Source organism: Hymenobacter elongatus (assembly GCF_004745955.1).
Lineage (GTDB): Bacteria > Bacteroidota > Bacteroidia > Cytophagales > Hymenobacteraceae > Hymenobacter > Hymenobacter elongatus.
This window is the reverse complement of the sequence record NZ_SRLD01000017.1, coordinates 90,952-102,720: the sequence shown is the minus strand read 5'-3', so window position 1 is coordinate 102,720 and position 11,769 is coordinate 90,952. Positions and strand designations below refer to the sequence as shown.

General features: G+C 55.8%; 7 protein-coding genes, 1 tRNA gene and 2 pseudogenes. 1 reads left to right on the top strand and 9 read right to left on the bottom strand.

The features are described 5' to 3' along the window. The 4 genes and pseudogenes from E5J99_RS21260 to E5J99_RS10475 all read right to left on the bottom strand — a co-directional run. Positions 1–438, bottom strand: a pseudogene (locus tag E5J99_RS21260) (hypothetical protein); the annotation flags it as partial. Between the two features lie 80 nt (positions 439–518). Continuing rightward, positions 519–1,343, bottom strand: a complete 825-nt coding sequence (gene kdsA / locus E5J99_RS10485) for a 3-deoxy-8-phosphooctulonate synthase (RefSeq protein WP_135497678.1) — start codon at positions 1,341–1,343, stop codon at positions 519–521. Positions 1,344–1,437: 94 nt separating this feature from the next. Then, positions 1,438–1,743: a hypothetical protein gene (locus E5J99_RS10480; protein WP_135497677.1), complete on the bottom strand. Its 306-nt coding sequence runs from the start codon at positions 1,741–1,743 to the stop codon at positions 1,438–1,440. A 4-nt stretch (positions 1,744–1,747) separates the two neighbouring features. After that, complete coding sequence (locus E5J99_RS10475) at positions 1,748–2,353, bottom strand: methyltransferase domain-containing protein (protein WP_135497676.1); 606 nt, start codon at positions 2,351–2,353, stop codon at positions 1,748–1,750. Positions 2,354–2,469: 116 nt separating this feature from the next. On the opposite strand from E5J99_RS10475, the gene E5J99_RS10470 reads away from it, so the two are divergent. Continuing rightward, entirely contained in the window at positions 2,470–3,417 is a 948-nt protein-coding gene (locus E5J99_RS10470) for a hypothetical protein (RefSeq protein ID WP_135497675.1), read from the top strand. Positions 3,418–3,551: 134 nt separating this feature from the next. Here the strand turns inward: E5J99_RS10470 and cphA are convergent, their stop codons facing one another. The 5 genes and pseudogenes from cphA to E5J99_RS10440 all read right to left on the bottom strand — a co-directional run bounded on the left by cphA (position 3,552) and on the right by E5J99_RS10440 (position 11,718). Continuing rightward, positions 3,552–6,176, bottom strand: coding sequence for a cyanophycin synthetase (cphA, locus tag E5J99_RS10465; RefSeq protein ID WP_135497674.1), 2,625 nt, complete (start codon positions 6,174–6,176; stop codon positions 3,552–3,554). Positions 6,177–6,446: 270 nt separating this feature from the next. Beyond that, positions 6,447–6,517, bottom strand: a tRNA-Cys gene (locus E5J99_RS10460). 690 nt (positions 6,518–7,207) lie between these two features. Further along, positions 7,208–9,016, bottom strand: a pseudogene (rpsA, locus tag E5J99_RS10450) (30S ribosomal protein S1); the annotation flags it as partial. A gap of 372 nt (positions 9,017–9,388) precedes the next feature. Next, positions 9,389–10,456, bottom strand: coding sequence for a fatty acid desaturase family protein (locus E5J99_RS10445; RefSeq protein ID WP_135497673.1), 1,068 nt, complete (start codon positions 10,454–10,456; stop codon positions 9,389–9,391). 191 nt (positions 10,457–10,647) lie between these two features. Next, positions 10,648–11,718 (bottom strand): fatty acid desaturase family protein, encoded by a 1,071-nt coding sequence (locus E5J99_RS10440; protein WP_135497672.1) that lies wholly within the window; start codon positions 11,716–11,718, stop codon positions 10,648–10,650. Between the last annotated feature and the right edge of the window lie 51 nt (positions 11,719–11,769).

The window sequence follows — 11,769 nt, the reverse complement described above, 5'->3', positions numbered from 1 at the left end:
AACGGCGCACAGCGGGTCTTGACCTTGCGCGTCTGCGCGATGAGTAACCGATGGCAGCTGGTACGCCAACACATTGAACCCTTCAACACGGCCAGGGCGGCGTAGCGACAATTTGGGTTGCACCCCCAGAAAGCGTCCTAATGATGGATCATACTGGCGAAAGAAGGTGGTGTAATTTGCTGCTTCGCCCAGCAACTCATCTTCCAGGTGACTACCATCATTATACTGCGCCTTACTGATGGCCTCCGCAGGCAAAGTATTCACCGCCACTCCTGTCATTCCTAACCCAAAGGGATAGTAGTGTTGCTCCTGTGATACAATTAGCCCGGCCTGAGGATGCCGAATAGTCAAGGAGTCGAAATGCACTTCCTGGCCACCGTCGTTGACTAATTGGAGCTTCAGGTGGGCCGTACGCGAATCAATGCCCGAGAGGTCCATGCTAGGCAACGTAGTATTCAGGTAGGCCCAGCCAGAATACTCTTGCGTTTCAGTGCTTGCGCGCACTACGTCTGTGGCTGCTACCGAATGGCCTCGCGCACACGCGTAAGCTTCACCAGCAGCGCTTCCAGCTGGTCGAGGGCCAGCATGTTGGCCCCGTCCGATTTGGCCGTGGCCGGCGTGGGATGCGTTTCGATGAATAAGCCGTCGGCTCCCACGGCAATGGCGGCTTTGGCGATAGTTTCGATGAGGGCAGGCTGGCCACCCGTGACGCCGCTGCTTTGGTTGGGCCGCTGCAAGGAGTGCGTCACATCCATTACCACCGGCACGCCGAAGCTGCGCATGGCGGGCAGATTGCGGAAGTCTACCACCAGGTCGGAATAGCCGAAGGAATTGCCCCGGTCGGTAAGAATTACGTGCTCGTTGCCCGACTGCCGCACCTTGTCCACGGCAAACTGCATCGACTCTCCGTTCAGAAACTGGCCTTTTTTGACGTTGACCACCTTGCCCGTTTTGGCGGCAGCCACCAGCAAATCGGTCTGGCGGCACAAGAAAGCGGGAATCTGGAGCACGTCCACGTATTCGGCAGCCAGTGCCGCTTCGTCCGACTCGTGAATGTCCGTCACGGTAGGCACCCCGATTTCGCGGCCGACTTTGGCCAGGATGCGCAGGGCCGTTTCGTCGCCGATACCGGTAAAAGAATCAAGGCGGCTGCGGTTGGCTTTGCGATATGAGCCCTTGAAGATGTAGGGAATCTGGAGCTTATCGGTGATGTGCTTGACGCGCTCGGCAATGCGCAAAGCCATGTCTTCGCCTTCGATAACGCAGGGCCCGGCCATCAGGAAAAACTGGCCGGAATTGGTGTTGCGGAAATGTGGCAGGGCGGCAGTGAGGGAATGGATCATAGACGTTGGGAAAGAAGTCAGGCAGGAATTTTACCAGCGGCAGCCACCAGATAAGGTGGTATTTTTTAGTCGGTAAGGAGCCGAGGGCGTGAAGTTAGCGCACTTTGCGGCTTGGCGCGGCCACGTATAGCCGGTAGGCCGACGCCAGCAGCAGCAACGTCAGCAAGCCGAACAGCAACAGCAAGCCCAGTGCCACCGCCACGATGTGCTCGTCATAAGTGACGCCGGTTCGCGGGTTGTAGTAGGTGCCGGCAGCGGTGTAGGGCAACTTCCAGCGAACCACAAACAGACGTATAGCCCAGATAGTAGCCCCGCTACACACCAGCAGCAGCGCCACATTCATCACCTTACCCAGCAGGGCAATGCTGGTTGGCAGCAACGAAGAGCGACGCTGATTCACAGGCTTACTCCTTTTTTTTCAGGCATACGAACAGTTCTTTGCCCTGGCGGGGCTTGATGGAATTGTAAGCCGGCACGAAATGCTGAAACACGAAGTAGGGCGCGAAATACGCTTTATACTCGGCTTGGCTACCGCCAAAGGGTGGGCCGGGGCTGCTGAACTCGGTGTCGAAGAGCAGGCCCATGAGTGTGCCGCCGGGCCGCAGGAGCGCGGCGCACTGCCGGGCATAGGCGGGGCGCAACGTGGGGTCGAGGGCGCAGAAAAAGGTTTGCTCTACGAGCAGGTCGTAGGGTGGCTGGGGCAAAAGCGAGAAAAAATCCTGCTCCAGCAGGTACGCGGCCGGAAAAGTGGGAACCCGTCGTTGCAGGTCGCGTAAGGGTTCGGGAGCCAGGTCGACCACGCACACATTCTCATATCCCGCAGCATGCAGATACTCAGCTTCGTAGCCGCGCCCGGCCCCCGGAATCAAGATCCGGCTGCCGTGTGGCAAGGCCATTTGCTGAAAATAATCCCGCAGCGGAGGCGTTATCTCCCCCGTATCCCAGCCTGTTTGCCCCAAGGCGTAGCGGGTATTCCAATAGGCGGCGTCCAGTGGTGAATCCGATTGCATGCGGATGTAGTATTTATTCGCGATACTTGCCCAGGTAGGCATTCCCTTTATTTTTGTGCCTAAAGGTAACCCACTGCCCGAAATGTCCGGGCTTCATTTAACCCCCCCCTCCCGCAATGGAACAAGACCAAAGCACCGAGCCGAAGAACAACAACCGTGTCCTGCTGATAGTGGCCCTGATTCTGGTCCTGCTAGGAATCAACGGCGTGCTGTTCTACATGAACCAGCAGAAGGGCAAACAGAATGAACAGCTCACGGCCGACCTCAAGGTGAAGGACACCAAGCTGGAAGACCAGATTAAGCAGTACGAAACACTGAAGGCGGACTTTGAGCGCCAGAGTCAGGAAGTGCAGGGCATGGGCCTGGCCAACGACTCGCTGGAGTCTAAAATCGCGGCTATCAATGCCGACTTGCTGAAGCTGCGCTCCTTCAAAACGGGGAGCTTCTCCATTGCCGAGCAGCAGCGCTTCAAGCAACGGGCCGCCAGCTTCGAAAACCAGCTCCGTAAGAAAGATGAGGAAATTGCCCAGTTAAAAAATGATAACGAGGCTCTCTACACCGAAACGACTACGCTGAAAGAGCGGCAGAACAAGCTGACCGACACCATCACGACCGTGGTACGCTCGAACCAGGAGCTGGTCGAGAAAGTAACTATTGCCTCCCGGCTGCAGGCTGAGAATATCCGGGTAGGTGTCATCAACTCCCGCAATAAGGAGAAGGACGACGACGATAACGAGTTCAAGGCCAAGCGCGTGGAAAAGGTGAAAGTCACGTTCAACCTGGCCCGCAACGATGTATCGCCGAAGGAAACCAAGGAAATCATGATGCGCATGATCGAGCCCGACGGCGCGGCCCTCTACAACCTGAGCACCGGCGGCGGCACATTCATGATTGACGGCTCCGAAGCATTTTACACCGCCAAGCAGGATATCGTATTCGATAATACCCGCCAGCCCGTGCAGTTTGTATACGCCAAAGGCGCTGGCTACAAAACCGGCCTACACACCGTTGAGCTATATTCTGGCGGCGTAATGATTGGCAAATCAACCTTCACGCTGAAGTAGTACCAGCGCAGCTCACTACTGCCAAATTGGGTATCAACCACAAAAAAGGCCTCGCGAATGCGAGGCCTTTTTTGTGGCTTCCAACTCATGCGCTCAGCCGCTTAGGTGCTAGGGCTGGGCGCAATGCGTTAGGCTTAGAACTGCGCTTCGAAGTCGTCGAGCTTCTTGAGCGTAGCCTTGATATTCTCCGTGAACAGTACGATTACGGAACCGGGCTTCGCAGTTGTTAATACGTGGTCCATAGCATCCATCTCGTCTTCGATGTAGGTGATGAGCAGATCGGGAGCGTCGAGGCGCAACCCCCGAGTCATGATTTCGCGGAGCTGCTCTTTGGTTTTGCCCCGCAGGTCGCGGTCCTGACGCAGAATTACTTCGTCGAAGATGCTCCCGGCAATGCGGGAGAAGCCCAGCGTGTCTTCGTCGCGCCGGTCGCCGAGGCCCGATATGACCCCCACTTTGTGCGTAGCCTGGGTAGCATTCAGAAACTCGGCAAATTTGCCGATGCCGTGGGTGTTGTGGGCATAGTCGACGATAACCTCGAACGTCGGAAACTTGTAGGAGTTCATCCGGCCCGGCGTTTTGGCTGCCGACGGCACAAACGTGCGGAGCGCCTGCTTGATGTCGTCCTTATCGAAGCCGTAGCAATAGCAGGCCAGCGCCGCAGCCAGCGAGTTTTCAATGTTGAAGGTAGCCCGGCCTCCAAACGTAATCGGGAACTCCGCCGCCCGGTCGATGCGCAGCTTGTAGCTATTCTTATAGATGGTGATGTAGCCTTCCTCGTACACGGCAGCCACCCCACCGTTGTCGGCGTGCTCCCGAATGCGCGGGCTATGCTCGTTCATACTGAACAGCGCCACCCGGCACTCCAGCTTTTCGCGCATGGCGTACACCAGGTCGTCATCGGCGTTCAGCACGGCCCAGCCATTTTTGCGTACCGTGCGGGGCAGCACGCCCTTTACCTGGGCCATTTCCTCCACCGTATAAATATCGCGCATGCCCAGGTGGTCGGCGGCTACGTTGGTCACAATGGCGACGTCGCAGGTATGGAAACCGAGGCCAGAGCGTAGCATTCCGCCCCGGGCTGTTTCGAGCACCGCAAAATTTACCGTAGGGTCTTTCAGCACAAATTCGGCACTCTGGCCACCGGTGCAGTCGCCGCTTTGCAGCTGCACGCCCTGAATGTAGATGCCATTGGTAGTCGTATGGCCGACTTTGTAGCCTTTAGAAGCGACAATATGCGACAACAAGTGCGTGGTCGTCGTCTTGCCGTTGGTGCCAGTGACGGCAAAAATCGGGATGCGGGCGGTACTGCCCTGCGGAAACAGCATATCGACTACCGGCGCTGCCACGTTGCGGGGCAAGCCTTCGGTAGGTGAGATATGCATCCGGAAGCCGGGCGCAGCATTCACCTCAATGACGGCTCCACGCGTTTCGTTCAACGGAATAGCAATGTCGGACGTCAGCAAGTCAATACCACAGATATCGAGGCCGATGATGCCAGCCACCCGCTCGGCGAGCAGCAGATTGTAGGGGTGCATCAGGTCGGTAACATCGGTGGCGGTACCGCCGGTGCTGATGTTGGCCGTGCTTTTCAGGTATACCTGCTGCCCGGCCGGCAGCACCGATTCCAGCGTCATATCGTGGCCCCGGAGTATATCCAGCGTGTGCTGATCGGCTTTGATGCTGGTGAGCACTTTTTCGTGGCCGAAGCCCCGGCGCGGATCCTTGTTTACTTCGTCAATCAGCTCTTGAACAGTGCTGCTGCCATTGCCCTTCACGGCGGCGGGAGTGCGTTTGGCTGCCGCAATGAGCTTGCCGTTCACAACCAGCAACCGATAGTCGTCGCCCTCAATAAATTGCTCCACAATAACGGCCCGCGAATAGTGCTGCGCCGCTTTCAGTCCTTCCATAGCATCATCCCAATTCATGATGCGGATGGTGGCTCCTTTGCCGTGGTTGCCGTCCAAGGGCTTGGTTACGATAGGAAAGCCCAGCTCTTCGACGGCATCGCGCAGGCCAGCCTCCGAATACACGGTCGTACCATTAGGCACCGGCACGCCCACGTCCTTCAGCATTGCCTTGGTACGGTTCTTATTGCCAGCTACCTCTACCCCGGCATGCGAGGTGTAGCTGGTAGTAGTGGCCCAGATGCGCTTCTGGTTGACGCCGTAGCCCAGTTGGATGATGTTGCTGTTCTTGAGCTGGATGTAGGGAATATTGCGCGAAGCCGCCTCCGAAACGATGCTCCAGGTGCTGGGGCCAAAAAACTCATCTTCCCTGATTTGGTGCAACTCGTCCACAATGGGCTTCACGGTTACCGGGCGACCGTGGCAGAGGTCGTCGACCATCTGTACGGCGGCTTCGGCGGCCATGCGGCCGGCCCGCTCCTCCTGATAGGAAAAAACGACGAACTCGACGCCCGCCTGATGCGCCGGATACGATTTGCCCCAGTACACGGGCATGCCGGCCATGCGCTGCAGGGCCAAGGCAACGTGCTGAATGACGTGGCCCAGGGGCTCTCCATCAACAAGCTGTTCGGCCGTGAGGGGCGGGTGTTTCTGCAAGGTTTTTTCCGACTCGGACGGTTGGGGCTGGCCTAGCTCGGGCAGTAGTACCGGCAACTGTTCGGCCAGCGCCGAAATGCTATTCGACCACACATCGGCCTGGTTTTCCAGATCCACTTTCATCACAATCAGCTTGTAATGTTTGACGGACCAGTAGCTGGGGCCGCGCATTGTGCGGAGGTCAATAATCTTCATAGAGTGAAAGGGGGAGAAAGAACAGAAGCTTGGATGCTTTTACGCGGGAATGAAATGTAGGGATAATGATTTTAGGAAACCTGCCTCTGCGTTGATTTTACGCATTTTCTACAAACTCACTCAGCCTCAGACCTTCATCCTGCCAGCAGGTTTGTGGGCGGTCGAAGGAAGCATATAAATAAAGTGCTACGTGCCCGCCTAAAACGCAAAAACCCCGGTCGGGGCTAATCGACCGGGGCACAGAGCTACTAGAAAACAGGAACTAAAAAGAGGTGACGAGCGGATTCGAACCGCTGTAGGAGGTTTTGCAGACCTCTACCTAGCCACTCGGTCACGTCACCGGGCTTGTGAATGGGATGCAAAGCTACGGCATATTATTCCTTTTCCAAATCGAGAGGCCGTTTTTCCCTTCCGTACCAGATAAGCAGTTGGCTATCTGAGAGAAGAAAAAGCAAGTTTTTTCTCTCAGTCTCAAATCCGCTTATTCAGCAACGTTGTGCTTGCTGTGTTCCCACATTATTCCGCTTTCGTCAGTAACACGTGCGCGGCGCACAAAGCACAAAAAAGACCCCGGATTACTCCGGGGTCTTTTTTGTGCTCAACTAGAACAAAGCTTAGGCTTTCTCTTCGTCTTTTTTGTCGGCAGCTTCGTCGCCGGCAAGAGCATCTTTCACTTTGTCGACTACGTCGCCGGCAACTTCCTTGGCCTTCTCGAAAGCAGCGGAGTGGGTAGCGGCATCCACTACATCACCAGCAACTTCTTTCGCCTTTTCGAAAGCGGCAGAGTGCGTAGCAGCGTCAACTACGTCGCCGGCAACATCCTTGGCTTTGTCGAAAGCAGCGGAAGCAGCACCGGTTACGGCAGCCAGGATACCACCTTCAGCGGCCGGAGCTTCCGTGGCGGGAGCCTCGGTAGCCGCAGCAGCCTCGGCGGCAGGAGCTTCCGTCTTGGGAGCTTCGGCAGCAGCAGCAGCGGCCTTAGGGGCTTTAGCTTCGGTCGTCGACTGCAGCTTCTGCTCGCCAGCCTGGCGCTCAGTACCCATCATTTTGTCGCGCAGGGCCGACAGAGCGTCCAGATCACCCAGCGTCGACTTTTCGCCAACGGCCGGCTTCTTGAGGTCGCTCAGTTTGCCTTCGCCTTGGGCGGCAGCACCAGCGGCGGGCTTCTTCTTGGTGAACTTCGAAGCGCGGCTGTCCTCTTCCTGCTGCTGGTTGAATACAGCAGTGTGCGACAGTACGATGCGACGGTCATCCTTGGAGAATTCCACTACGCGGAAGTCCAGCGTTTCGCCGTTCTCAGCCTGCGAGTTGTCTTCCTTCTGGAGCGACTTAGGATAGGCGAAGCCTTCGATGCCGTACGGCAACTCGAGCACGGCACCACGGTCGTTCTTCTCGGTGATGGTAGCGCGGTGAACCGAGCCGGGAGTAAATACTGTCTGGAACGTATCCCAGGGGTTTTCTTCCAGCTGCTTGTGGCCCAGGGCCAAGCGACGGTTCGACACGTCGAGCTCCAGTACCTGCACGTCCAGACGGTCGCCTACCTTCACCATTTCGGAGGGGTGCTTGATCTTCTTGGTCCACGACAGGTCGGAAACGTGCACGAGGCCGTCTACACCTTCTTCCAGCTCTACGAACAGGCCAAAGTTGGTCAGGTTACGCACCAGACCGTTGTGCTTGGAACCTACAGCGTACTTCGTACCGAAGTCGCCGCGCGTCCATGGATCTTCGGTCAGTTGCTTGATACCCAAGCTCATCTTGCGGTCGTCGCGGTCGAGGGTCAGGATCTGCGCCTCTACTACGTCGCCCTGCTTGATGAAGTCCTGCGGGTTGCGCAGGTGCTGGCTCCAGCTCATTTCTGAAACGTGGATCAGACCTTCTACACCGGGGATGATTTCCATGAATGCGCCATAGTCGGCTACGTTCACGATGCGGCCTTTCACCTTCGAGCCTACGCCCATCTCGGCTACGAGCGAATCCCATGGGTGAGGCGTCAGCTGCTTCAGGCCCAACGAAATACGCTTCTTGGCTTCGTCGAAGTCCAGAACAACCACGTTGAGTTTCTGATCGAGCTGCAGCACTTCGGAGGGATGCGCGATGCGGCCCCACGAGATGTCGGTAATGTGCAGCAAGCCGTCGACACCACCAAGGTCGATGAACACACCGAAGTTGGTCATGTTCTTGATAACGCCTTCGAGGATCTGGCCTTTCTCCAGGTTGTTGAGGATAGCTTCGCGCTGCTTCTCGAGGTCTTTCTCGATCAGGACTTTGTGCGATACTACTACGTTGTCGAAAGCGGCGTTGATTTTCACAACTTTCACTTCCATGCGACGGCCGACATAAATGTCGAAGTCACGGATAGGCTTCACGTCAATCTGCGAGCCGGGCAGGAAGGCTTCTACGCCATCCAGATCCATGATCAGACCACCTTTGGTGCGACGCTTTACCACGCCTTCCAGAATGGTATCATTCTCCAAAGCATCGTAAATCGATTTCCATGCCTGCTTGATCTTCGCTTTCTTGCGCGACAGGATCAGCTGACCGTTGGAATCTTCCTGATCTTCAATGAATACCTCAACCTGGTCACCAATTTTGAGGTCAACCAAGTCACGGAATTCCGATAGGGGCACGAGGCCGTCCGACTTGAAGCCGATGTTCAGGATTACGTCGCGGTCGGTGATACCTACTACGGTACCTTTTACCACTTCTTCTTCCTGTACAGTCGTCAGCGTGTCGCCGTACATCTGCTCCATCTCGGCGCGCTGCTCTTTGGTATAGTTACCACCGAACTGCGATGCTCCAATGTTGTCCCAATCGAAGTTGTCTACTACTTCTACTGCCATAATACTGGTAGGCCCTACTATACACGGCCGGTTCAGGGCCACACCCCGGTCCGCGTTATGAGTAACTTCCTGAAGCTCAGCCTCAGACCCCGCCACCCTGGCGGGGCGGCAAAGATACGAGTTTGTGGGAGGAAATTGACGAGTTATTTCCCCTTCACCTATCCGTTGGCTTTCTGCAATAGTACCTGACAGCTCACAGGCCTTTTAGACCGGCTGAACAGCGACTTACAGGCGTTCATCGGGGGCCATACGGCTGGAGCCGCAGCAGCCACCAACACCTAATTAGGAACGTGTTTTGCAAGCATAGGCGACCAAAAAAGGCCCGGTCGATGACCGGGCCTTTTTTGAGTTCTTGTGGCTGACTTAGAGGAGCTACGCAGCGCGTCCCATCTGGCGCAAAAAGGAGACGTGAGAGGCTACGGCGTAGCGCATCTTAGGATACGCAATGTACTCGACACCGTATTCTTCGCACATCTGCTTGATGATCTTGCTGATAGCCGGGTAATGCACGTGCGAAATCTTGGGAAATAAGTGGTGTTCCACCTGAAAGTTCAGCCCGCCCACCAGCCAGCTGATAACCTTGCTGTCGGTGGCAAAGTTGGCCGTCGTTTTGATCTGGTGAATGGCCCACTCATCTTCCATTTTGCCGGTCGTTTCGTGAGGCACTGGGAAAGCTGTGTGCTCTACGGTGTGCGCCAGCTGAAATACCAGACTCAGCACCAGACCCGCGAAGCAGGTAGTGACGGCGAAACCCGCCAACCAACCCCAAAAACCGACCATATACACTGGCAGGGCAATGTAGAGAAACAGATTCAGCGCTTTGAAGCCCCAGAAAATAAGGTGATCAGCCGTATCCATCTTCTTCAGCGGCATGGCCCCTATTTTGCGCGTGAAGTACTTTTGGTAGTCCATCACGAAAATCCAGGATATGTACAGCAGGCAGTACAAAAACCAGAAGTACAAATGCTGGAAGCGGTGCAGTTTGTGGTGCGGCTGGCCAACGCTCATGCGCATCCAGGGCTGAATGTCGATGTCGTCGTCGGCACCTTCAATGTTGGTATACATGTGGTGAATGACGTTGTGCTTGGCATTCCACATATAGCTGCTGCCGCCCATCACGTTGAGGGTGAAGGAAGCGAACTGGTTGAGCAACTTGTGGCTGCTGAACGAGCCGTGAGCTCCGTCGTGCATTACGTTGAAGCCGATGGCGGAAATTACGCCTCCCATCAGTACGCATTCCAGCAATGCCAACGCCGTGGCGGGTGTAAAGAACACCAGATGCACGTAGAGCAGCACAAACGCAGAGGTCAGGATCAGAGCTTTGCTAACAATACTGAAGCCTCCGGTGCTGGCTTTACCGGCCTCTTCGAAATACTGATTGGTACGGGCTCGAAGCTCGGCGTAAAACGTGCGCGGAGGAGCAAACTTGGGAAGAGACATCAACAAATAGGAATTGGTGGGCACCGGGCTGACGGGGCAGCGGTGGTCAGGGCCAAGGCGGGTACCTCCGGCGCCTGTTCGGGCATTCGCACCCTGCGAATGGCTTCGGTCTTCTAAAAAACAATGGACTTTACGCGGAAGCAGGGCAACTGGTTTGCCGTCCTGCTTCTGCGTAAAGTCCAAACGAATGACTAGGCAGCGCGGCCCATCTCGCGCAGGAAGGAGACGTGGGAGGCTACGGCGTAGCGCATCTTGGGATATTCGTTGTAGGTGACGCCAAATTCTTCACACATCTGCTTGATAATCTTGCTGATGGCGGGGTAATGCACGTGGGAAATCTTGGGAAACAAGTGGTGCTCCACCTGAAAGTTCAGCCCGCCCACCAGCCAGCTGATAACCTTGCTGTCGGTGGCAAAGTTGGCCGTCGTTTTGATCTGGTGGATAGCCCACTCATCTTCCAGCTTGTTGGTCACTTCGTGGGGCATGGGAAAGGCTGTGTGCTCCACGGTGTGCGCCAATTGGAACACAATGCTCAGGCAGAAACCGGCCACGCTACCAAACACGATAAAGCCAACCAGCCACGACCAAAAGCCAACAGTATAAACGGGCAGCGCTATAAACAGAAACAAGTGCAGCGCCTTAAAGCCCCAGAATACGCTCTGGTCGGTAGCCGTCATTTTTTTGATCGGTACCTCTCCTATTTTGCCTTTGAAATACTTCTGGTAATCCATGAAGAAAATCCAGGCGATGAAAAGCAGACCGTAGAAAAACCAGAAATACAGGTGTTGAAAACGATGAAAGCGGTGGTGCGGCTGGGTAGAGCTCAGGCGCAACCACGGCTGGGCGTCGATATCGTCGTCGACGCCGTCCACGTTGGTATACATGTGGTGAATCAGGTTGTGCTTCATGTTCCACATAAAGCTGCTGCCGCCCATCACATTGAGGGTGAAAGCAGCGAACTGGTTGATCCACTTCGATTTGCTGAACGAGCCGTGGGCTCCGTCGTGCATCACGTTGAACCCGATAGCCGAGCCAATAGCGCCCAGCAACACACACTCGATAAGCGACAGCAGCACCGACGGCGTGAAAAACACCAGATGCACATACACAGCCACGAAGCTGAAGGTCAGAATTAGCGCCTTCACAAACAGACTGGTAGTCCCGGTCTGGGATTTGCCCGACTCCTCGAAGTAGGCGTTGATTCTGTTCTTTAGCTCCGTATGAAAAGAACGGGAGGCCGCAAACTTGGGGGCTGCTGACATAAATGAGAAATGAATGAACTGCTGCAAAGATATCGTATGTAACAGCAGCCG

What these genes read in the sequence shown, in the direction of transcription:
- E5J99_RS10470 (WP_135497675.1), top strand. Translation starts at nt 2,470, where the DNA reads ATGGAACAAGACCAAAGCACCGAGCCGAAGAACAACAACCGTGTCCTG.
- E5J99_RS10475 (WP_135497676.1), bottom strand. Translation starts at nt 2,353, where the DNA reads ATGCAATCGGATTCACCACTGGACGCCGCCTATTGGAATACCCGCTAC.
- kdsA (WP_135497678.1), bottom strand. Translation starts at nt 1,343, where the DNA reads ATGATCCATTCCCTCACTGCCGCCCTGCCACATTTCCGCAACACCAAT.
- cphA (WP_135497674.1), bottom strand. Translation starts at nt 6,176, where the DNA reads ATGAAGATTATTGACCTCCGCACAATGCGCGGCCCCAGCTACTGGTCC.
- E5J99_RS10445 (WP_135497673.1), bottom strand. Translation starts at nt 10,456, where the DNA reads ATGTCTCTTCCCAAGTTTGCTCCTCCGCGCACGTTTTACGCCGAGCTT.
- E5J99_RS10440 (WP_135497672.1), bottom strand. Translation starts at nt 11,718, where the DNA reads ATGTCAGCAGCCCCCAAGTTTGCGGCCTCCCGTTCTTTTCATACGGAG.